Annotated in this window: 19 protein-coding genes; 17 read left to right on the forward strand and 2 right to left on the reverse strand. The window is 69.2% G+C overall.

Annotated elements, in window-relative coordinates:
• Nucleotides 1-150 precede the first annotated feature (150 nt).
• Nucleotides 151-918, forward strand: coding sequence for a GntR family transcriptional regulator (locus VBO01S_RS24960; RefSeq protein ID WP_172438465.1), 768 nt, complete (start codon nt 151-153; stop codon nt 916-918).
• 2 nt (nt 919-920) lie between these two features.
• On the opposite strand, the gene VBO01S_RS24965 is transcribed toward VBO01S_RS24960, so the two are convergent.
• Together VBO01S_RS24965 and uvrA are read right to left on the reverse strand one after the other, a co-directional pair.
• On the reverse strand, nt 921-1,817 hold the full coding sequence (locus tag VBO01S_RS24965) for a DMT family transporter (protein ID WP_062480450.1): 897 nt from the start codon (nt 1,815-1,817) through the stop codon (nt 921-923).
• A gap of 46 nt (nt 1,818-1,863) precedes the next feature.
• Nucleotides 1,864-4,947, reverse strand: coding sequence for an excinuclease ABC subunit UvrA (uvrA, locus tag VBO01S_RS24970; RefSeq protein ID WP_062480452.1), 3,084 nt, complete (start codon nt 4,945-4,947; stop codon nt 1,864-1,866).
• A gap of 184 nt (nt 4,948-5,131) precedes the next feature.
• Here uvrA and ssb point away from each other — a divergent pair, with 184 nt between their 5' ends.
• The 16 genes from ssb (at nt 5,132) to VBO01S_RS25050 (ending at nt 20,996) form a co-directional block, all read left to right on the forward strand.
• A complete protein-coding gene (ssb, locus tag VBO01S_RS24975) occupies nt 5,132-5,689 on the forward strand; it encodes a single-stranded DNA-binding protein (RefSeq protein WP_062480453.1) in 558 nt (185 codons plus the stop codon).
• A gap of 396 nt (nt 5,690-6,085) precedes the next feature.
• Nucleotides 6,086-7,285 carry a pyridoxal phosphate-dependent aminotransferase gene (locus VBO01S_RS24980; protein ID WP_062480456.1) on the forward strand — a complete coding sequence of 400 codons (1,200 nt, stop codon included), beginning with the start codon at nt 6,086-6,088 and terminating at the stop codon, nt 7,283-7,285.
• A gap of 7 nt (nt 7,286-7,292) precedes the next feature.
• Nucleotides 7,293-8,063, forward strand: a complete 771-nt coding sequence (locus VBO01S_RS24985) for a 2-keto-4-pentenoate hydratase (RefSeq protein WP_157627453.1) — start codon at nt 7,293-7,295, stop codon at nt 8,061-8,063.
• A gap of 14 nt (nt 8,064-8,077) precedes the next feature.
• Complete coding sequence (locus VBO01S_RS24990; RefSeq protein WP_062480460.1) at nt 8,078-8,857, forward strand: SDR family oxidoreductase; 780 nt, start codon at nt 8,078-8,080, stop codon at nt 8,855-8,857.
• Nucleotides 8,858-8,890: 33 nt separating this feature from the next.
• Nucleotides 8,891-9,679, forward strand: coding sequence for an ABC transporter ATP-binding protein (locus VBO01S_RS24995; RefSeq protein ID WP_062480462.1), 789 nt, complete (start codon nt 8,891-8,893; stop codon nt 9,677-9,679).
• 33 nt (nt 9,680-9,712) lie between these two features.
• Nucleotides 9,713-10,501, forward strand: coding sequence for a transporter substrate-binding domain-containing protein (locus VBO01S_RS25000; protein WP_062480464.1), 789 nt, complete (start codon nt 9,713-9,715; stop codon nt 10,499-10,501).
• Between the two features lie 44 nt (nt 10,502-10,545).
• Entirely contained in the window at nt 10,546-11,238 is a 693-nt protein-coding gene (locus VBO01S_RS25005; protein ID WP_062480466.1) for an ABC transporter permease, read from the forward strand.
• 2 nt (nt 11,239-11,240) lie between these two features.
• A complete protein-coding gene (locus VBO01S_RS25010) occupies nt 11,241-11,960 on the forward strand; it encodes an ABC transporter permease (RefSeq protein WP_062480468.1) in 720 nt (239 codons plus the stop codon).
• A 13-nt stretch (nt 11,961-11,973) separates the two neighbouring features.
• Entirely contained in the window at nt 11,974-12,774 is an 801-nt protein-coding gene (locus tag VBO01S_RS25015) for an inositol monophosphatase family protein (RefSeq protein ID WP_218005417.1), read from the forward strand.
• A 71-nt stretch (nt 12,775-12,845) separates the two neighbouring features.
• Nucleotides 12,846-14,330, forward strand: a complete 1,485-nt coding sequence (gene pdxR / locus VBO01S_RS25020) for a MocR-like pyridoxine biosynthesis transcription factor PdxR (RefSeq protein ID WP_062480472.1) — start codon at nt 12,846-12,848, stop codon at nt 14,328-14,330.
• A gap of 247 nt (nt 14,331-14,577) precedes the next feature.
• On the forward strand, nt 14,578-14,958 hold the full coding sequence (locus tag VBO01S_RS25025) for a hypothetical protein (protein ID WP_062480474.1): 381 nt from the start codon (nt 14,578-14,580) through the stop codon (nt 14,956-14,958).
• A 301-nt stretch (nt 14,959-15,259) separates the two neighbouring features.
• Nucleotides 15,260-15,865, forward strand: coding sequence for a DUF6891 domain-containing protein (locus VBO01S_RS25030; RefSeq protein WP_062480476.1), 606 nt, complete (start codon nt 15,260-15,262; stop codon nt 15,863-15,865).
• Nucleotides 15,862-17,658, forward strand: a complete 1,797-nt coding sequence (locus VBO01S_RS25035; protein ID WP_255221191.1) for a VanW family protein — start codon at nt 15,862-15,864, stop codon at nt 17,656-17,658. The genes VBO01S_RS25030 and VBO01S_RS25035 overlap by 4 nt, the downstream gene beginning before the upstream one ends.
• A 16-nt stretch (nt 17,659-17,674) precedes the next feature.
• Complete coding sequence (locus tag VBO01S_RS25040; RefSeq protein ID WP_062480479.1) at nt 17,675-18,280, forward strand: hypothetical protein; 606 nt, start codon at nt 17,675-17,677, stop codon at nt 18,278-18,280.
• 17 nt (nt 18,281-18,297) lie between these two features.
• Entirely contained in the window at nt 18,298-19,962 is a 1,665-nt protein-coding gene (locus VBO01S_RS25045; protein ID WP_062480481.1) for an FxLYD domain-containing protein, read from the forward strand.
• 44 nt (nt 19,963-20,006) lie between these two features.
• Nucleotides 20,007-20,996 (forward strand): LLM class flavin-dependent oxidoreductase, encoded by a 990-nt coding sequence (locus VBO01S_RS25050; RefSeq protein WP_062480483.1) that lies wholly within the window; start codon nt 20,007-20,009, stop codon nt 20,994-20,996.
• Nucleotides 20,997-21,203 lie beyond the last annotated feature (207 nt).

Genomic DNA, 21,203 nt, shown 5'->3' on the forward strand with positions numbered 1-21,203 from the left:
CGGCCCGCGCCCACCAGGAACTCAGCGCCTGCGCCGCCGCCCTGCGCGAGCGGCATGGCGTGCGCCTGCAGCCGGTGGCGGCCCACGAGCCGGCGCCTTCCGCTTTCGATGCATCATTGATGGCCAGCCCCGTCCTCGGCCCGACCTAACGTGACCCTTTCCACCGCCCCCGACACCGTGTCGACGACCTCGCTCGACCGCAACTCCGAATCGCCGCTGTGGGCGCAGTTCCGCGACGCCATCCGGCTGCAGATCCTGCAGGGCGTGCTGCCCATCGGCGCCAAGCTGCCGTCCGAGGCCGAGCTGGGCGAGCAGTTCGGCATCTCGCGCATCGTGGTGCGCGAGGCGCTGGCCGACCTGGTGCGCAACAACCTCATCTACAAGATCAAGGGCCGCGGCGCCTTCGTGTCGGCGCGCGAGCGCGACGAAGACTTCGTCTCCACCGTGCTGGGCTTTTCCGACGAGATGGAACGCAAGGGCCGCTCGGTGCGCACGCAGATCCTCGTGCAGGAACTGCGCGCCGCCACCGCGCAGGAAGCCGCCGCGCTGGGCCTCACCGAAGACGCGCAGGTGGTCGGCCTCAAGCGCCTGCGCAGCGTCGACGGCGAGCTGCGCCTGCTGGTCGAGACGGCCGTGCCGGCCGACCTGGCGCCGGGCCTGCACCGCACGCGGCTGGACGACCGCTCGCTGTACGACGTGCTGCGCCGCCAGTACGGCGTGCGGCTGGTGCGCGCCGAACGCTGGATCGATGCCGTGCTGCCCGACGCGGAAACCTGCCGCCTGCTCGACCTGCCGCAGCCCGAGCCGCTGCTGCGCATCGAGTCGATCGCCTACGGTGCCAACGGCCGGCCGCTGGAGCACTACCGCGCGCTGCACCGCTGCAAGACCAGCCGCCTGCACGTGCAGACGACGACCTGAGGTCAGGCCTTCGCGTTGCTGCTGCTGCGTGAAGGCAAGAGCACGGAGGCGATGGCGACCATCATCAGCGCCACCGCCACCCAGTCCTGCCAGTGCACGACTTCGCCGAGCCACACGGCGCCGCTGAACACGCCGAGCACGGGGATGAACATCACGCTCAGGGTCGAGGCCACCGGTGGCAGGCCGCGCGCCAGGTAGAACCAGGCCGCGTGCGCGAAGCCGAAGATCAGCACCGCGTTGTAGGCGATCGATCCCCAGGTCACGGCGCCCGGCGAACGCCACTGGTCGCGCTCGAACAGCAGCGACAGCACCGTCATCACCACGGCCGTCATGGCCGTCATCCAGAACGAGAGCGTGAGCGTGGGCAGGCCGATGCGCGTGTGGCGCAGCAGCTGCGTGCCCAGCGCCCAGGTGGCGGCGGCCACCAGCGCCAGTGCCACGTAGCCGGGGCGACCGGCGAAGTCGGTGAGCTCGTGCCACAGCAGCAGCCCGACGCCGATGGCGCAGGCACCCACGCCGGTCCATGCGCGGCGCGTGAGCACGGCCGAGAACAGCAGTGCGCCGATGACGGCGGAGAACACCGGCATCGTGTAGCCCAGGATCGCGGCGCGCCCGCCCGAGAGCGCCTTCACCGCCAGGATGATGCAGGCGTGCCAGACGAACATGTTGGTCGCGCCCAGCCACACCAGCTCGGGCCAGGCGCTGCGCGGCACGCGGAACGGCACCTTCATCACCACCAGCGCGATCGCCAGCACGGGCACGCCCAGCCAGATCGAAATCGCGCGGAAGGCCAGCGGCGGGTAGTCGGCCACGCCGAGCTTCATCACTGGCCAGTTGAAGCCCCACGCGAGGGTGAGGAGCACAAGAAGAACGAACTGGCGCGGCGTGAAGGAAGGCATGGGCCGCGATTGTGGCGCGGCCCGCGCATTCGTGCTGGCGGCGCGGCTACAGCAGGCGCTTGAGGTAGCGGCCCGTGTGGCTCGCCTCGTTCGCCGCGATGTCTTCCGGCGTGCCTTCGCCCACCACCGTGCCGCCGCCGGCGCCGCCTTCGGGGCCCATGTCGATGAGCCAGTCGGCGGTCTTGATGACGTCCAGGTTGTGCTCGATGACGACGATGGTGTTGCCCGCGTCGCGCAGCTGGTGCAGCACCTTGAGCAGCAGTTCGATGTCCGCGAAGTGCAGGCCGGTGGTCGGTTCGTCGAGGATGTACAGCGTGCGGCCCGTGTCGCGCTTGCTCAGCTCGAGCGCGAGCTTCACGCGCTGCGCTTCGCCGCCCGACAGCGTGGTGGCCGACTGGCCCAGCTTGATGTAGCTCAGGCCCACGTCCAGCAGCGTGCGCAGCTTGCGCTCGATGGTCGGCACGGCCTTGAGGAACTCGTGCGCCACCTCAACCGTCATCTCGAGGATCTGCGCGATGTTCCGGCCCTTGTACTGGACCTCGAGCGTCTCGCGGTTGTAGCGCTGGCCGTGGCAGACCTCGCAGGGCACGTACACGTCGGGCAGGAAGTGCATCTCGACCTTCACCACGCCGTCGCCCTGGCAGGCCTCGCAGCGGCCGCCCGCCACGTTGAAGCTGAAGCGGCCCGGGCCGTAGCCGCGCTCGCGCGCGGTGTTGGTCTCGGCCATCAGCTCACGGATCGGCGTGAACAGGCCCGTGTAGGTGGCCGGGTTGCTGCGCGGCGTGCGGCCGATGGGCGACTGGTCGACGTTGATGACCTTGTCGAAGTACTCGATGCCTTCCACCGATTCGTGCGCGGCCGGCTCTTCGTGCGCGCGGTACAGCGTGCGCGCCACGGCGGTGTAGAGCGTGTCGTTCACCAGCGTCGACTTGCCCGAGCCCGAGACGCCGGTCACGCAGGTCAAGAGGCCCACGGGGAAGGCCACGCTCACGTTCTTCAGGTTGTTGCCGGTGGCGCCGACCACGCGGATCTCCTGCAGGTCGGTCTGCGAAGCCAGATGGGCCGCCTCGCGCGCGGCGCGGCGTTCGGCCGCGGGGCTCTGCGGAAAGCGTGAGGGCTTCTTGCCTTCGTTGAAGGCCGGCTTCTTCACGGCCGGCAGCCACGCGGTGCGGTGCTTGGGCACCTCGATTTTCTTCACGCCCGAGAGGTACTGGCCGGTGAGCGAATCGGGGTTGGCCGACACCTGGGCATACGTGCCCTGGGCCATCACGCGCCCGCCGTGCACGCCGGCGCCGGGGCCCATGTCGATCACATGGTCGGCGGCGTGGATCATGTCCTCGTCGTGCTCGACCACGATCACGCTGTTGCCGATGTCGCGCAGGTGTTTGAGCGTGCCGATGAGGCGGTCGTTGTCGCGCTGGTGCAGGCCGATGCTGGGCTCGTCGAGCACGTACATCACGCCCGTGAGGCCCGAGCCGATCTGCGACGCGAGGCGGATGCGCTGCGCCTCGCCGCCCGAGAGCGTCTCGGCGCTGCGGTCCAGGCTCAGGTAATTGAGGCCCACGTCGTTGAGGAATTTCAGGCGCAGGCCGATCTCGCGCACCACCTTGTCGGCGATGTCGGCCTTGGCGCCGCGCAGCTTCAGCGTGCTGAACCAGGCGTAGGCGTCGCGCAGCGTGAGGTTGCTGAGTTCGAAGATGGCCATGCGCGGCGGCTCGCCGCCGTTCGCGCCCACGTGCCCGGCATCATCGACCAGGAAAACATTGCGCGCCTCGCGCCGCAGCCGCGAGCCGCCGCAGTCGGGGCAGGGCTGCTGGTTGCGAAAGCGCGCGAGGTCTTCGCGCACCATCACCGAGTCGGTCTCGCGGTAGCGCCGCGTCATGTTCGGGATGATCCCCTCGAAGGGGTGCTTCTTCGTGAGCTTCTTGCCCGCGAAGTTGCCCGACTCCATGGTGTAGTTGAACTTGATCTCTTCGCCGCCCGAGCCGTGCAGCAGCGTCTGCTGCACCGAGGCCGGCAGCGACTCGAAGGGCGCGTCGACGTCGAACTTGTAGTGCTTGGCCACGCTCTCGACCATGCTGAAGTAATAGCCGTTGCGGCGGTCCCAGCCCTTGATGGCGCCGCTGGCGATCGACAGCGACGGAAACGCCACCACGCGCACCGGGTCGAACACCTCGCGGTGGCCCAGGCCGTCGCAGCTCGGGCAGGCGCCCACGGGCGAGTTGAACGAGAACAGGCGCGGTTCGAGCTCCGACAGCGAGTAGTGGCAGATCGGGCAGGCGAACTTGGCGTTGAACAGGTGCTCCTTGTCGGGCGCGCCCGCAGCGCCATCGGCGCTGCCTTCCGGCTTTGCGCCCAGCTCCAGCGCAATGGCGCGGCCCTCGGCCAGGCGCAGCGCGGCCTCGAAGCTCTCGGCCAGGCGCTGCTGCATGTCGGGGCGCGCGCGCAGGCGGTCGATGACCACGTCGATGTCGTGCTTCTCGGTCTTCTTGAGCTTGGGCAGGTCGTTGTATTCGTAGGTCTGCCCGTCGACGCGAAAGCGCACGTAGCCGGCGGCCTGCATCTCGGTGAAGAGCTCGAGGAACTCGCCCTTTTTCTCGCGCGCCACGGGTGCCAGGATCATCAGCCGGGGCTCGTCGGGCAGGGCCAGCACCGCGTCGACCATCTGCGACACCGTCTGCGCCTGCAGCGGCAGGTGGTGGTCGGGGCAGAAGGGCGTGCCGGCGCGGGCGTACAAGAGGCGCAGGTAGTCGTGGATCTCGGTCACCGTGCCCACGGTGGAGCGCGGGTTGTGGCTGGTGGCCTTCTGCTCGATGCTGATGGCGGGCGACAGGCCCTCGATCACGTCGACGTCGGGCTTGTCCATGAGCTGCAGGAACTGCCGCGCATAGGCCGAGAGGCTTTCCACGTAGCGCCGCTGCCCCTCGGCATACAGCGTGTCGAACGCCAGGCTCGACTTGCCCGAGCCCGACAGGCCGGTGATCACCACCAGCTTGTTGCGCGGGATGTCGAGATCGACGTTCTTCAGGTTGTGGGTGCGCGCGCCGCGGATGCTGATGCGCTGCTGGGCGAGCAGGGCGCCAAGGTAGGCGTCACGCTCCGGGGTGTCTTCAGTGGTGGGTGAATTCAAGGGGTGCGGTCGTCCGAGGGCAACCGGACATGATAGAGGCGCCGGCCCCGCCTGTCATGACTAGGGGATGGACGGCGGCGGACGCCCCCGCCCAGGCTGGCCGGCGCCGGGCCGATTTCGGCTCAGGCAGAATGGAGGGTTCCTCTCAACCTCCTCCTTCATCTACTTATCAGGGGCAGTGCATATGGCATCGGTCAATAAAGTCATCGTCGTCGGCAACCTGGGGCGCGACCCCGAAATGCGGACATTCCCGAGCGGCGATCAGGTCGCAAACGTCACCGTGGCCACCACCGATCGCTGGAAAGACAAGCAAAGCGGTGAGATGCGCGAAGCCACCGAATGGCACCGCATCGTGTTCAACGGCCGCCTGGCCGAAATCGCCGGCCAGTACCTGCGCAAGGGCTCGCAGGTGTACGTCGAAGGCTCGCTGCGCACGCGCAAGTGGACCGACAAGGACGGCATCGAAAAGTACACCACCGAAATCCGCGCCGACCAGATGCAAATGCTGGGCAGCCGCCAGGGCCAGGGCGGCCCGTCGGGCGGTCCGGAAGACGACGGCGGCTACTCGCAAGGCGGGGGCGGCGGCGGTGGTTACTCGCAAGGTGGTGGTGGTGGCGGCGGTGGCGGTTACGCCCCGCGTGCTCCCGCGGCCGCACCGCGTGCCCCGGCACCGGCGCCGCGCCAGGCTCCGGCCAAGTCGTCGTCGGGCTTCGACGACATGGATGACGACATTCCGTTCTGAAACCGGCTCCTCGAGCTTTTCAATGAAGGCCTGCCTTTTCGAAGGCAGGCCTTTTTTTTGCCCTTTTTATTTCGAATTCTCTCCATGGGCGGTCGCGCCCGGGAAAGTGCTGTTTTGCCAAGGAAGTGCAGCCTCTGTGTTCGTCTGGCCGTTGAGCGCAGGGGAAGCGTTTGACGTGAGGCCCTTTTCGACGGCAATGACTGTGTTCAGAGGGGCAAATCCCGGCGGCAATCAACCCATTGGCTCCGGCCGTTCTGCTGAATAGCGCCGTGCAGCAGCGCATCGCTGTCGGCCGGTTCGCCGCGATTGGTCCGCCTCGGCGCACGGAATTGGTCCTTGTCCCGCACCGTGCGGCGTCGGAGCATGCAGGCCATAGAACACCGAGACAAGCACGACATGCAGAGCGCCGCCTCCCACTGCCCGCCATCGACCGTCGCACGCGCCGAAGTCCAGGCCCTGCGGTCCTCGAAGATCCGCGAGGTCGCCAATGCGGGCATGGACCGCAAGGACATCCTGCCTTTCTGGTTCGGCGAGCCCGACGAGGAAACGCCGGACGAGATCTGCGGCGCTGCGATCGCCGCCCTCGAGAACAGGCGCACCTTCTACGTCCAGACGCTGGGCGAGCCCGCGTTGCGCGAGGAGATCGCTCGGTACCTGTCGCGCTGGCATGGCCCGATCGGCGTCGAACGGGTGGCGGTGACGAGTTCGGGCACGCATGCGCTGATGCTGGCCCTGCAGGCGCTGCTGAACCCCGGCGACCGCGTCGTGGCCGTGACGCCGCTGTGGCCCAACCTGGTCGAGATGCCCAAGGTGCTGGGCGCGCACGTGGAGACCGTCGCATTGCAGTTCACCGCGGCGGGCTGGGTGCTCGACGAGCAGCGCCTTCTGGAAGCGCTTCAGCCGGGCACCCGCGCGCTGCTGCTGAACGCGCCCAACAATCCGACGGGTTGGACCCTTTCGCGCGAGGCGCAGGAAGCCATCCTCGCGCACTGCCGGCGCCTGGGCATCTGGATCGTCAGCGACGATGTCTACCAGCGCATCAGCTTCGATGCGCCGTGCGCGCCGTCCTTCCTGGACATCGCGACGCCCGAGGACCGGGTCATCAGCTGCAACTCCTTTTCCAAGGCCTGGCGCATGACCGGATGGCGCCTGGGCTGGATCGTCGTGCCGCCGGCGATGCTGGGCGACATCGGCAAGCTGATCGAGTACAGCAGCACCTGCGCGCCGCCCTTCGTCCAGGCGGCGGGGGTGGTCGCCCTGGCGCGCGGGGAGGATGCCATTGCCCGCACCGTCGAGCGGCTGCGCCAGGGCAGGGACCACCTGGCGGCGCGCCTGGGGAGCGTGCCGGGGGTCGAACTCGCCGCGCCCGCCCGGGGCGCGATGTACACCTTCTTCCGTGTCGAAGGCGTGACGGACAGCCTCGCGTTCTGCAAGCAGCTCGTGGCCGAGGCCGGGCTGGGGCTGGCGCCCGGCGTGGCCTTTGGCCCCGAGGGCGAAGGCTACCTGCGCTGGTGCTACGCGAGCGGCACGCCGCGCCTGGACGACGGCGTTCGCCGCCTGGCCACCTACCTGGAACACCACCCAACCACACGATGAGGATGCGATGAACACCCAAGACATTGCGGGCGCCCTTTGGCAAGCCATGGAGGACGGACGCCACATGCCGTCGGAATGGGCCGGGAAGTTCTCCCTGCAGCAGGGCTACGAGGTGCAGCTGGCCCTGCTGCACAAGCGCCTGGCCAGGGGCGAGCGGCAGACGGGCTGGAAGGTCGGCCTCACCGCCGAGGCCATGCGCGTGCAGCAGCAGGTGCACGAGCCCTGCTTCGGCTATCTGCTGGAAAGCGGCCGACATGCGAGCGGGCAGGCCTATCGTTTTTCCGAGCTGATCGCGCCGGGCTTCGAGAACGAGCTGTGCCTGACCATCGGCAAGACGCTGCGCGGACCCGGCGTGAGCCTGGAGGAGGTCGCTGCCGCCGTGACGCACGCCGCACCGGCCCTGGAGATCGTGGAGGTCCGCGGTCCGTTCGCCGGCAACCTGGCGCTGGCCATGGCGGACAACGCGCAGCAGAAGGCCTATGTGACGGGGGCGGCCGTGCCGCTGACGGCAGACAACCGCGACCTGGCCGGCGCCAATGTGACGGTGCAGGTCGACGGCGCCGTCAGCGAGACGGCCTCCGGCTCGGCGGTCATGCAGGGCGGCGGGCTGCTCTCGGTGCTGTGGCTGGCGAACAAGCTGGCCGAATTCGGGCTGGCGCTGGAGGCCGGGATGCAGGTGATGTCCGGCTCCTTCACGCGGCAGTACCGCGCGTCGCAGGGCATGCGGGTGCAATCCTCGTTCGACCGCTTCGGCACGGTCGCCGCGAACTTCATCTGAAGCAAGAGGTCGCCATGGATCTGGGAATCAAGGGCAAGACGGCGCTGGTGTGCGCCGCGAGCAAGGGGCTGGGCCGGGCGTGCGCGTTCGCGCTGGCGGAAGACGGCGCATCGCTCACCATCGTGGCGCGCGGCGCGCAGGCGCTCGAGGCCACCGCCGACGACATTCGCGAGGCCACCGGCGTGCACGTGCGCACGGTGGCCGCCGACGTCACGACGGCGCAGGGGCGGGCGCTCGTCCTCGAGGCCTGCCCCGCGCCGGACATCCTGGTGACCAATGCCGCAGGCCCCAAGCCGGGCGACTTCCGCCAATGGACGTGCGACGACTGGATGGTGGCGCTCAACGCCAACATGCTGACGCCCATCGAGCTGATCAAGGCAACGGTGGACGGCATGATGGATCGCGGCTTCGGCCGCATCGTCAACATCACCTCGTCCTCGGTGAAGGCGCCCATCGACATCCTGGGCCTGTCCAACGGCGCGCGCAGCGGGCTCACCGGTTTCGTGGCCGGCCTGGCGCGGCGCACGGCGCATCGCAACGTCACCATCAACAACCTGCTGCCCGGCTCGTTCGCCACCGACCGCCTGCGCGCCACGGTGGAGGCTGCCGCGGCCGGGTCGGGGCGATCGTTCGAGGCCGAGCAGACCGAATGGCAGGGCCGCAGCCCGGCCGCGCGCTTCGGCGATCCGATGGAGTTCGGCCGTGCCTGCGCCTTCCTGTGCAGCGCCCATGCCGGCTACATCAACGCACAGAATCTGCTGCTCGACGGCGGGGCCTATCCCGGGACCTTCTAGGCGAAGCGCCAGCACCGTTCAAAAGGAACTCACTTGAGCGACCCCCAACGACAACAGGGCAGGCAGATCGTGTCTGCCACCGGCATCGAGAAACGCTTCGGCGCGCTGGACGTGCTGCGCGGCATCGACCTGTGCGCCCACGAGCACGACGTGGTCACCCTCATCGGCGCCAGCGGCTCGGGCAAGAGCACCTTCCTGCGCTGCCTCAACCTGCTCGAAGTGCCCGACGCCGGCACCGTCGCCATCGATGGCGAGGAGATCCGCATGCGCCGGTCGTCGGCAGGGCAGTCGAGCCCCGCCAGCAAGAGCCAGGTGAACCGGTTGCGCGCGGGCATCGGCATGGTGTTCCAGAACTTCAACCTGTGGAGCCACATGACCGTGCTGGAGAACGTGGCCATGCCGCCCATGAAGGTGCTGGGGCTGTCGCGCCGCGAAGCGACGGAACGGGCCGAGGCGCTGCTGGCGAAGGTCGGGCTCGGCGACCGGCTGCGGCACTACCCGGCCCACATCTCGGGCGGCCAGCAGCAGCGCTGCGCGATCGCCCGCGCGCTGGCCATGGAGCCCAAGCTGCTGCTGTTCGACGAGCCCACGTCCGCCCTCGACCCCGAGCTCGTGGGCGAGGTGCTGAAGGTGATCCGCCTGCTGGCCGAGGAGGGGCGCACCATGGTGATGGTCACCCACGAGATGGCGTTCGCACGCGAGGTCTCGACCGAGGTCGCCTTCCTGCACAAGGGAAAGATCGAGGAACGCGGGGCGCCTGCCGACGTGTTCGGCAATCCGCGCAGCGAGCGTTGCCGCAAGTTCCTCGACAGCGTTCTGTAGCCACGACATCACGAACCAAGAACTGGAGACGAAATGAAGAAATGGTTGTTCGCAGGCCTGCTGGCCGCGTGCTCCGTCGCCGCCATGGGCCGCGAGATCAAGGCCGGGGTGCAGTGCACCTATCCGCCCTTCAACTACCGCGATGCGTCGGGCGAGCTGAAGGGTTTCGAGATCGACATCGCCCGCGAGATCGGGCGGCGGATGAACGCCAACGTGCAGTTCGTCTGCCTGGGGTTCGACGGGCTGATTCCCGCGCTGCTTTCCAGGAAGATCGACATCGTCGCCTCGAGCCTCTCGATCACCGAGACGCGCAAGAAGAGCATCGATTTCTCCGTTCCCTACCGGGCCTCGACGGCGCGCTTCGTGGGCCGCAAGAACGGGGGGCTGCTCCCGATGAAGCCCGACAACACGCCCAACGCAGGCGCGCTCAAGGGCAAGGTGGTGGGCGTGCAGCGGGCCACCACCAACGACAGCTACCTTGCGGGCGAGTTCTCCGGCGTCGAGATCACGCGCTACGACTCGGCCGAGAACATGCTGCTGGACCTCGTGGCCGGCCGCATCGACCTCATGCTCGTGAGCCCCATGAAGGTTCGCACCGACTTCCTGGAAAAGCCGGAAGGGCGCAACTACGAGTTCGTCAGCCCCGAGATCGAGGCGCCCAAGTACCTGGGCGAAGGCGTGGCCGTCGGCTTGCCCAAGGGGGCCGCGGCGCTGCGCGACGAGATCAACGCGGCGCTCAAGGGCATGTTTGCCGACGGGACCTTCAAGGCGATCAACCAGAAGTACTGGAGCTTCAGTGTGCTGCCCGCGGTCTGGCACTGACGCCGTCGCACCGCCCAATCCGCTCATCGATTTCTGACGACACCATGGACATGTTCAACGGCTGGGGGCCGACCATCGCGCAGGGCGCCTGGACGACCGTGGAGGTGGCGCTGGTGTCGTCGGTGTTCGGCATCGCGCTGGGGCTGCTGGGCGCGGCGGCCTGCCTGTCCCGCTTCAAGGCGGTGCGCTGGCTGGCCGAGGCCTACATCACGGCGATACGGGGCATCCCGCAACTGCTGCTGATCCTGATGGTGTACTTCGGCAGCACGGTGGTCTTGAGCCGGCTGCTCGCGCTGGTCAGGCCCGACGCGGGCATGGTCGAGATTCCGCCCTATCCGGCGGGCGTGTTCGCACTGGCACTGATCTTCGGCGGCTACGCCTCGGAGGTGTTCCGTGGCGCGCTCACGGCCATTCCCCGCGGGCAGGTGGAGGCCGGCATGGCCGTGGGCATGGGCACCCTGCAGATCTTCTTCGTGATCCAGTGCCCGCAGATGCTGCGGCTGGCGCTGCCGGGCCTGGGCAACATCTGGATCTCGACGCTCAAGGACACCTCGCTGATCTCCATCGTGGGGCTCAGCGAGCTGATGAAGGCCTCCGAACTGGCCACCAGCGACACGCGCCGCGCCCTGTTCTTCTACCTCAGTGCCGGCGCCATCTACCTCACGCTGACCGTGCTGAGTTCGCTCGTGCTGCATCAGCTCGAGCGCCGCGGCGCCCGCGGTGAAAGGACGGCCTGACCATGGATGTCGAACTCATTGTCGAGAGCCTTCCGGTGCTCTGGCAGGGCGCGCTGCTCACGCTGGAACTCTTCGCGATCACGATGGTGCTCGCGACGCTGCTGGCGGTGCCGCTGGCCATCGTGCGCGTCCAGAAGGCCTGGTGGCTGCGCTGGCCCGTCGAGGTGTTCTCGCAGGTCTTCCGGGGAACGCCGCTGCTGGTGCAGATCTTCATCGTGTACTACGGCATTGCCCAGATCGATGCGGTGCGCGACAGCTGGGCCTGGCCCTACCTACGCAAGCCGTACTGGTGCGCTGTCATCACCTTCGTGCTGAACACGACGGCCTACGCCGTGCACATCTTCCGGGGGGCGATCCAGGCGGTGCCGCACGGGGAGGTCGAGGCCGGCCAGGCCTTCGGACTGTCCTTCGGTGCGCTGTACCGCCACGTCATCCTTCCGCGAGCGATGCTGCTGGCGCTGCCGGCCTACGGCAACGAGGTGATCAAGACGATCAAGCGCACCTCGCTGGCCAGCGCCATCACGCTGTCGGAGCTGACGGGCGTGGCCAACACCCTGGTGGCGCGCACCTTCGCCCCCTACGAGATCTTCATTGCGGCCGGGTTGATCTACCTTGCCTTCGCGTTCGCCGCCAACCACCTGGTGCGGCGGCTGGAGCACCGCATGTCTCGCCATCTTCGCCACTTGCCGGCGCAGCACGGCACCGGGCCCATGCCCACTTGATCCAGGAGACCGCGTGTCCACTTCTTCCGTTCCAGAGTCGGCGATGGCCGAATTCCTCGCCTTCGCCCATGGGCTGGCCGACGCCAGCGGCGCCATCCTGCGCGAGAACCTGTACAGCCGCAGGGGCTTCGAGTCCAAGGAGGACGACAGCCCCGTCACCGTCGTGGACAAGCATGTCGAGCAGACGCTGCGCACGCTGATCCGCCACCGCTATCCCTCGCACGGCATCCTCGGTGAGGAGTTCGAGGGCCAGGACCTCGATGCCGAGTACGTCTGGGTGCTCGACCCGATCGACGGCACCAAGGCCTTCATCACGGGCATTCCCATCTACGGGACGCTGATTTCGCTGGCGCGCCACGGCACGCCGATCATCGGCGTGATCGACCATCCGATCACCAACGACCGATGGGCCGGGGCGCAGGGCCAGCCGTCCACCTTCAACGGCCAGCGCATCCGCAGCCGCGAGTGCCCGTCGCTGGCCGACGCGCTGGTGTCGTGCAGCAACCCGGAGCCCTTCGGGCCGCGCGAGCGCGAGGCGTTCGAGACGCTGCGCAGCGCCGCCAAATGGTGCGTGTACGGATCGAGCTGCTATGCGTACGGCTGCATCGCCAACGGAACGATCGACATCGGCATCGACTGCGGCCGCCACCGCGAGGTCGACTACTGCGCGCTGGTGCCGGTGATCGAGGGCGCCGGCGGCGTCATCACCGATTGGGAGGGGCGTCCGCTCACGATCCATTCCGGCAACCGGCTGGTCGCGTCGGGCAACCCCCGCCGCCACGAGGAGGTCCTGCGCATGCTTGCGGGCGCCTAGCGCGGGCGACCGGGCCGTATATTCGAAGGCCGCCGCAGCCCTGTCCGGCACGGGCGGCCTGGAGATCTCGTATGCCGCGGCACTTCAACTACCCGACCTGGAGTTCGCTCTCGCTGGACCGCAGCGGCTCCGATCCGCTGCACGTCCAGGTGTTCGAGCAGATCCGCCAGGCCATCGTGCAGGGCCGGATCTCCAAGAACGCGCGGCTGCCGCCCACCCGCCAGCTGGCCGCGGAACTCGGCGTGTCGCGCAACACCGTGGTCCTGGTCTACGAACGGCTGCTGGCCGAGGGCTATGTCAGCGGCCGTGTCGGGGCGGGCACCTACATTGCCGCCGTGCTGCCCGAGGAGCGCAGCGCGCCGGCCGGGGCGCCGTCGAATGCCCCCGTCGCCGCGCCGGCACCCCGGCACATCTCGCGGCGCGCGCAGGCGATGTCCGAACTGGCGCTGCCGCCCGAGCGCAATGCCACGTTCGACCTCAGCCCGACCGTGCCCGCGCTCGACCAGCTGCCGTTCGAGCAGTTCGCCAAGGTCTCGTCGCAGTACTGGCGCTCGGCGCCGGCTGCGGAGCTGGGCTACGGCTCGCCGATGGGGCTGCCCGAACTGCGCCAGCAGATCGCGGACTATGTGGGCGAGGCGCACGGCATTTCCTGCCTGCCGGACCAGGTGCTCGTGGTCGACGGCACGACGCAGGGCTTCGTGCTGGCAGGCCAGGTGCTGACCGACCACGGCGATCGCATCATCGTGGAAGACCCGGGCTACATCACGCGGCTTGCCGCCTTGATGGGCTTCGGCGCGGACCTGGTGCCCGTGCCCATCGACCTGCAAGGCCTGGACAGCAGCCGGTTCGACAGCCATGCGCCCGACGCGCGGCTGATCGTGGCGTCACCCACCAACCAGTTCCCCTTCGGCAGCACGATGCCGCTGGAGCGGCGCCTCTCGCTCCTGCAGTGGGCGCACGAGCGCAATGCCTGGGTGATCGAGTACGACTTCAACAACGCCTTCCATTTCCGCGGCAGGCCGCTGCCTCCGCTGGCGGCGCTGGACCACGGAGGGCGGGTCATCTACATCGGGAACTTCAACCGTTCCATCTCGCCCGCGCTCAACCTGGCCTACCTGGTGGTCCCGCCCGACCTGGCGGACGCTTTCGCCTGCGCCACGCAGATCTTCTCGTTCAAGGCCTCCATGCCGACCCAGGGCGTGGTGGCCGACTTCATGGCGAGCGGTCAGCTGGCGGCCCACATCCGGCGCATGGGCGTGCGCTATCGCGAACGCGCGCAGCTCATGGAGCACTGCTTCAGGACGCTGGTGGGGCGCGATTTCGAGCTGTCGACCACCGGCTCGGGGCTGCACCTGTCGGCCATCTCGCGCACGCCGATCGACGATGCGGCGGTTTCCCAGGCGCTGCTGGCGCACCGCATCGACGTGCCCGCGATCTCCGCCTATTGCCTGAGCGAGCAGGTCCGCACCGGCTTCGTCTTCGGGTTCGGCAACACGCCGGCCGAGCGGATCGCCCCGGCGTTGGCGCTCTTCGGCAGTGCGGTCGCGAACGCCTGAGGCTCGCTCACTGCCCTTCAATTGTTTCGAATCCGTGAACACCGCGGTTCGTTTTGCTACGGGTTTTTACCTAGATCGAGGCGCACAATTCATCTCACGGACCAGCCCTCAAAGCTGATCTGGGTGAACAGGGCCCCGAGCGAGGTGGCCGCCCTCCGAAAAAGAACAGAGGGGCGGTGACCCACCCAAGACCGGTTCGACATCCGAAGCAAGAACTTGAACTGAATTGAAGAAGGAAGAAATCCAAATGACCGCCTCGAAGATCCTCTCCGCCGTTGCTGTTGCCCTGATGGCCGTTGCCGGCGCCGCCCATGCCGAAAGCTATGAAGGCGTGCATCAACTGACCTCGGCCGCCAGCCGCGCCGACGTCGCCGCCCAAGCTGTCGTGGCCGCGCACAGCGCCAACCCCTACGCCACCGGCGCCAATGCAGGCCCCGCACAAGTGATCGTGTCGACCGCCAGCCGCGCCGCCGTGCGTGCCGACGCTGTCGCCGCTGCACACAGTGCCGACCCGTACGCCGAAGGCGCTTCGTCGGGCGTGGCCCCGATCGTCGCCAGCACCGTCGACCGCGCTGCGGTTCGTGCCGCAGCCCGCGCTGCTGCTCACGGCGACGCACTGCCGCTGTAAGCAACAGCCCGAATGCTTCGCCGACGGGATCGGCGAAGGTTCCAGGTCTTCATGAAAAGCCGGCCCTGCCAACGCAGGGTCGGCTTTTTTCATGGGCCATGACCGTGAATTCTTGGCCGAAAGTCACATTGCCTTGGCCTTGCGCATCCCTCATGATTTGGGCGCGGGAGGGATGGCCGCCAGAGCGCATGCTTTCGCATTAACGCAGAGCCAGGGTGCGGACACGCGAGAATCGAGCGTCGTTCCGACCGCGAAAAATGAAAGCACGATCCGTCGCCAACCAAGCGACGACCCACTACGCATGGCCCTCACTCTCGACCCCGAAGACACGCGCGGACGCATCCACGACCTGGTGTGGAGCGGCTTCCATGCCGATGCCGACATCGGCTGGATGATCACCGACGAGTACCTCGATCCGGATGAGCTCACGCCCGAGGACCGCGCCTGGATCAAGGCCGAAACCACGCGCGCCTGCGCCGCCAAGCGCGCCGCCGAGGCGCAGTGGCCCGCGCAGACCGAGTACGACCGGCTCGAGGCCGTGTTCGCGCAGCTGCGCAGCGAAAAGATCATCGCCCTGCACCGCGCCGGCAACACGCTGTCCGACGGGCACGACGACGTGCGCGAGCAGTGGCGTGCGGCGGGCCGGCTCGAGTCCGGCATCCGCGGCTGCTGCTTCTATCACGCACAGGACCTGGACGGCGCCGTGCGCTCCGGCCGCCTGTACCTCGCCTTCAGCGGCGGCATGATCCCTGAGATCGCGCAGCGCGAAGCCAACACCGTCGTGGTCGGCCGCCGCATCGTCGAGCTGCTGCGCGACGCCGGCTTCGGCGCGCAATGGAGCGGCAACATCAACGAGCGCATCGAAGCCGACCTCGGCCAATGGCGCAAGCGAGGCCCCGCCGCGTGAGTGCGCAGGCCTGGCAGCCGCCGCGCCGCATCGACGCGATTGACTTCTGGCTGCGCTCGCGGCTGCTCGCCACGGCCCACGCCCTGCGCGAAACCCTGCGGCCCTCGGCCCGGCGCTGGCCTGGAGGCCAACATGCACTGGCCGACGCGCCGGTGCTCGCGCAGCACCGAACCCCCTTGTGGTCCGACGGCCGGGCCGACGAATTCCCGCTGGTCGCTGGCAAGGTGCACAACCTGCGCGTGGCGCGGCCGGCCTTCGACGCCATCGAGGTGCCGGCCGGCGAGGTGCTGAGCTTCTGGCGCCAGCTGGGGCGACCGGGCGCCGGGCGCGGCTTCGTGGTCGGGCGCGAGGTGCGCGGCGGTTGCGTGGTGCCGACGCTGGCCGGCGGGCTGTGCCAGCTGTCGAACGCGCTCGCCACGGTGGCCGTGCGCGCGGGCTTCGAGCTGGTCGAGCGCCACGGCCACACGGCGCGCATCGAGCAGGCCGACATGCCGGACGGCGACGCCGTCGATGCGACGGTGTTCTGGAACTACGTCGACGTCAAGCTGCGCGCCCGGCAGGCGTGGCGGCTCGAAGTGGCGCTGACCGACACCGAGCTCGTGGTGCGCATCCGCGCGCGCACGCCGCGGGCGGTGCCGGCCGAGCCCGTCACGCTGCGGCGCACGAACGACGACGCGCCCACCGCGCTGCCGCTGGCGCGCGGCTGCCTGAGCTGCGACCAGACGGCGTGCTTTCGCCACCGTCCGCCGGTCGATGTCGCTCCTGAAGGGCGCACCGCCATCCTCGTCGATGGCTGGACGCCGGAGTTCGCACGCCACCTGCGCGAGGCGCATCCGCAGGCGCAGCGCATGCAGCCCGTGCCGCTGCGGCTCGCGTTCTGGCGCGCGCCTGCTGCCGGTTGGCATCGCGAGCCCGCGACGAACGCAGCGGTGACCACCGCGTGGGCCGCGAGCCTGCGCCGCGCTGTGTGGCAGCGGCTCTGGGCGCGGCAGGCGGGCCGCCGTCAGGCCAGCCTGATCGACGGCCAGCGCTGGCTCGCGCAGGCCTTTGCCGCGCGTCTCGCGCCTGCGCACACGCACCTGGTGGTCGAGCAGTCGCTGCTGCCGCACCTGCAGCGCCTCGGCGCGCTCGACGGGTGCCGCCTCACCGTGCTGGCCAGCGCACTGCCGATGGCCGACATTGAAAAGAAGCTCGATGCCGCCTCGCAGCGCTGGCCCGGCGACGCCACCTTGCGCGACTTCCGTGCCGATGCATCGCTGGTGCGCGACGAGGCGCTGGCGCTCTCGCGCGCGGCGGTCGTTGTCACGCCGCATGCCGGAGTGGCGCAGGCGATGGCGACGTACGCGCCGCAGGCTACGCTGCAGCGGCTCGACTGGGTGCTGCCGCAGGTGAAGGCGACGCACAGCGCGCGCCAGGAACCACCGCTCGTCGTGTTCGCCGCGAGCGGGCTGGCACGCAAGGGCGCGCGCGAGCTCGCTGCCGCACTGCAAGGCTGGCCATGCCGCCTGCGCGTGCTGGGCTCGCCCTCGGACGACGCGCGACTCTGGCAGGGCATCGAACACATTCAACACATGAACTGGCAGGGCGACTGGCTGGCCGATGCGCGCGTCGTCGTGCTGCCCGCGCACGTCGAGCACGCCCCGCGCGCATTGCTGCGCGCCGTGGCGGCCGGCGTGCCCGTGGTGGCATCGACGGCCTGCGGCCTGGCCGGCGTGCCGGGCGTGCACGAGGTCGCACCCGGCGACATCGACGCACTGCGCACCGCATTGCAGCAGGCCGTCCGCCTGACCTGAACGGAGAACAACCCCCGTGGCATCGATCGAACAGGCCCGCGCGGCCCTGGCTTCCCATGGCGCGCTGGCGCCGCAATCCGCCGCCGAGCACTGGCATGGCGAGCTGGCCTTGCCCGCGGCCCTCGCCAGCTTCTACCAACAGGTCGGCCCGCTCGGCGAGTGGGTCAACGAGCGCGTGGGCTACGCGGGCCTCACGGTGCCGACCACCGGCAACCCGTTCAGCATTCCCGCGCTCTCGCGCCTGTGGCAGCTGCAGGCGGGCTACCGCTGGCACGGCATCACCGGCGAGCGCATCGCCGACTGGCCCGACCATTGGCTGGTGGTGGCCGACCAGGGCGCCGATCCGTTCATCTTCGACCTGCGCACCGGCGCGATCCAGTTCGCGATGCACGGCACGGGCGCCTGGGAAGAAGACGAACCGCTTTTCGCCGACATCTTCGAGATGGCCGCCTGCCTGGGCACCATCGGCCAGGTGTGGGACGAAGCGGGCGACACCATCTTCACCGACGAGGACGACTGCGAGGTCGACCCGGTGCACCGCGCGCGGCTGGTCGAGCGCCTCGTGCCGCTGCTGGGCAGTGCGGCGGCGGCCGAAAACGTCGTCGACGTGTTCGGCTGGTAAGACAAAAAAGAAAACACATGAGCATCGACCTGCAGACCCTCAAATGCGGCGAGTGCGGCAGCAGCGCGCTGCGCCGCACCGGCCTGAACGAATACACCTGCGCGCATTGCGGCTCGATGTCGCTGGTGGAAGACGACGTGTCTGACCGCTTGGAGCGCGTGCTGCAGCAGGTCAAGCACCACGCCGGCCAGCAGATCGCGGCCGAACAGGCGCTGCGTCAGAAGCAGATGGTGCGCACGATCGGCTTCGTCGTGATCGGCTTTCTCGGCGTGGCGGTGGCCGTCCAGGTCGCGATGCTGCTGTTCGGCTCCGGCAAGCGCAGCGAGGCGCCTTCGGTGGCGCGCGCGATCGTCGAGCGCACCATCGCGACCGACGGCCTGAAGCTCTCCGAGCCGCGCCAGGTGCTGGTTGGCGAGCGGCCGAAGCTGTTGGTGCTGGCGCGCAACGAAACCGGCCGGCCGCTCGAACGGCCCGGCCTGAAGGTGGTGTTCCACGACGGCGACACGCGGCTGAACGAGCGCAGCGAATCCCTGCCGATCGACGTGCTGATGCCCGGCGAGTCCGCGCCCGTGCTGGTCGATCTGCCCTCGGGCCAGAACGTCACGCGGCAGGACGTGACGGTCGAGAAGCTGTCCGAACCCCGCAGCGCCGCCGACGGGCCGCGCCTGGCGTTCTCGCGCGTGCGGCTGGTGCAGCAGGGCGAGCGCGTGCGCCTGGTCGGGCGCCTCGTGCATGCGGGTGCGCCCGGTGCGCCGGCATTCGGCAGCATCGAGGCGCTGGTCACGCTGTACGACGACGCGGGCCAGGTGATCGGCGTCGGGCGCGGCCATGCGCCGGGTTCCGAGCTGGCGCCCGGCGCACGCACGGCGATCGATGTCGATCTCAGCCGCTTCGGCCGCGGCGCCGCCATCGCGGCCTGGGACTACCGCATCGGCTACCGCACCGTCACGCCCTCGGGCGCGCGCACGACGGTGCTGAGCGCCGACCGCGTGATCCGCACGGCCGGCGCGCCGGAGGCTTTCCACCCCGACCTGCGGCTGGGCACAGAAGACCTGCTGGCCGACGACAGCGAGCGCTTCGACCCGCGGCAGCTCGAACTGCTGCCGCTGGTGGCGGGGCGCAGCACGATCCAGCGGCCGCTGTTCATGACCGAGCTGGTGAACCGCAGCACCGACGCCATCGCCATTTCGCCCGGCGCCGTGATCTCGCGCTTCGGCGGCAGCACGGCCGACGGCACCACGCGCCTCGATGCGCTGGCCTCCCTGTACCCGGGCGAGCGCTTTCCGATCCTGCTGGAGCCCAAGGCCGTGGACCGCATCACGCAGACCCGGGTCGAGTGGAAGCCGATGCGCCGCGCCGAACTGCCCGGCCCGCGCAAGCCGCTGGAGGTGCAGGTGACGGGCACCCAGGCCGGCACCGGCAGCGTGCTGCTCAACTTCAGCCAGCGCTTCACTTACAAGAGCGTGGAGGTCACGGGCACGGTGAAGAACCCCGGCACGGCCATCGCGGCCAAGGTGCGCCTGTGGGTCAGCCTGCGGGACCGCAACGACCAGCTGACCGGCTTCAAGCTGATCGAGAACCTGCCGGCCATCGCGCCGGGCGAGAGCGTGCCCTTCCAGGTCCATGTGACGCAGCACGGGCGCGATTTCGCGAGCGTCGCGACGCTATACCAAACCGAATAGCCCCGCGCGTGACGGCATCGGGCGGTTCGCGCCATGATCGCGCCATGATTCCGCTTTCGATCCTCGACCTTTCCCCGATCACCGAAGGCAGCGATGCCGCGCAGTCGTTCCGCAACTCGCTGTCGCTGGCGCAGCACGGCGAGAAGCTGGGCTACACGCGCTACTGGCTGGCCGAGCACCACGGCATGCCGGGCATCGCGAGCGCGGCCACGGCCGTGCTGCTGTCGCACGTGGGCGCGGGCACCTCCACCATCCGCATCGGCGCCGGCGGCGTGATGCTGCCGAACCACTCGCCGCTGGTGATCGCCGAGCAGTTCGGCACGCTGGAGTCGCTGTACCCGGGGCGCGTCGACCTGGGCCTGGGCCGCGCGCCCGGCTCCGACCAGCGCACCGCGCGCGCCCTGCGGCGCAACCTGGAGTCGGACGCCGACCAGTTCCCGCAGGACGTGATGGAGCTCATGGACTTCATGTCGAAGAACCCGCAGCAGGCCGTGCGCGCCGTGCCCGGCGCGGGGCTCGAGGTGCCGGTGTGGATCCTGGGCTCGAGCACCTTCGGCGCGCAGCTGGCGGCGCACCTGGGGCTGCCGTATGCCTTTGCCTCGCACTTCGCGCCGCAGCAGATCATGCAGGCCATCCAGATCTACCGCGAGACCTTCAAGCCCTCGGCGCAGCTGAGCAAGCCCTACGTGATGCTGGGCTTCAACGTGTTCGCGGCCGACACCGACGCCGAAGCCGAGTTCCGCGCCACCTCGTGGCAGCAGGCCTTCGTGAACCTGCGCAGCGGCCGCCCGGGGCGCCTGCCGCCGCCGGTGGAGAACTACCGCCAGAAGGTCGGCCCGGCCGAGAACGCGCTGCTCGATTCGGTGCTGTCATGCTCGGCGGTGGGTTCGGTCGAGACGGTGAAGCAGGGCGTGGAAGCGTTCGTGGCGCGCACCGGCGCCGACGAACTCATGATCACCTCGCAGGTGTTCGACCATGCGGCCCGGCTGCGCTCGTACGAGCTGCTGGCCGAGGCCTTCGGCCAGAAGAAGTAAGGCTAGGGCCTGTTCACCCTATTTCTGGCGTCGCGAAGGTCTGCCACGGCGGGCCAATCAAGGCGCGTGACGCCGCGTGTGCATGCGCACACGCAAGGAGCGCAACGCCGAGTGGCCCGCCGTGGCAGACCTTCCCTTCGGGTTGGCTGGCAAAGGGGCCGTCTGCGGCGTTGCCCGCGCTTGCAAGGCTTCAGCCTTGCTGCGCAC

The organism is Variovorax boronicumulans NBRC 103145 (genome assembly GCF_001591345.1).
Classification (GTDB): Bacteria; Pseudomonadota; Gammaproteobacteria; order Burkholderiales; family Burkholderiaceae_C; genus Variovorax; species Variovorax boronicumulans.

Excerpts from the sequence above, each read along its gene's own strand:
- VBO01S_RS25010 (WP_062480468.1), top strand. The coding sequence starts at position 11,241 with ATGGATGTCGAACTCATTGTCGAGAGCCTTCCGGTGCTCTGGCAGGGC.
- VBO01S_RS25005 (WP_062480466.1), top strand. The coding sequence starts at position 10,546 with ATGGACATGTTCAACGGCTGGGGGCCGACCATCGCGCAGGGCGCCTGG.
- ssb (WP_062480453.1), top strand. The coding sequence starts at position 5,132 with ATGGCATCGGTCAATAAAGTCATCGTCGTCGGCAACCTGGGGCGCGAC.
- VBO01S_RS24965 (WP_062480450.1), bottom strand. The coding sequence starts at position 1,817 with ATGCCTTCCTTCACGCCGCGCCAGTTCGTTCTTCTTGTGCTCCTCACC.
- VBO01S_RS25050 (WP_062480483.1), top strand. The coding sequence starts at position 20,007 with ATGATTCCGCTTTCGATCCTCGACCTTTCCCCGATCACCGAAGGCAGC.
- VBO01S_RS25045 (WP_062480481.1), top strand. The coding sequence starts at position 18,298 with ATGAGCATCGACCTGCAGACCCTCAAATGCGGCGAGTGCGGCAGCAGC.
- VBO01S_RS25000 (WP_062480464.1), top strand. The coding sequence starts at position 9,713 with ATGAAGAAATGGTTGTTCGCAGGCCTGCTGGCCGCGTGCTCCGTCGCC.
- pdxR (WP_062480472.1), top strand. The coding sequence starts at position 12,846 with ATGCCGCGGCACTTCAACTACCCGACCTGGAGTTCGCTCTCGCTGGAC.
- VBO01S_RS24980 (WP_062480456.1), top strand. The coding sequence starts at position 6,086 with ATGCAGAGCGCCGCCTCCCACTGCCCGCCATCGACCGTCGCACGCGCC.
- VBO01S_RS24990 (WP_062480460.1), top strand. The coding sequence starts at position 8,078 with ATGGATCTGGGAATCAAGGGCAAGACGGCGCTGGTGTGCGCCGCGAGC.
- VBO01S_RS24985 (WP_157627453.1), top strand. The coding sequence starts at position 7,293 with ATGAACACCCAAGACATTGCGGGCGCCCTTTGGCAAGCCATGGAGGAC.
- VBO01S_RS25030 (WP_062480476.1), top strand. The coding sequence starts at position 15,260 with ATGGCCCTCACTCTCGACCCCGAAGACACGCGCGGACGCATCCACGAC.
- VBO01S_RS25025 (WP_062480474.1), top strand. The coding sequence starts at position 14,578 with ATGACCGCCTCGAAGATCCTCTCCGCCGTTGCTGTTGCCCTGATGGCC.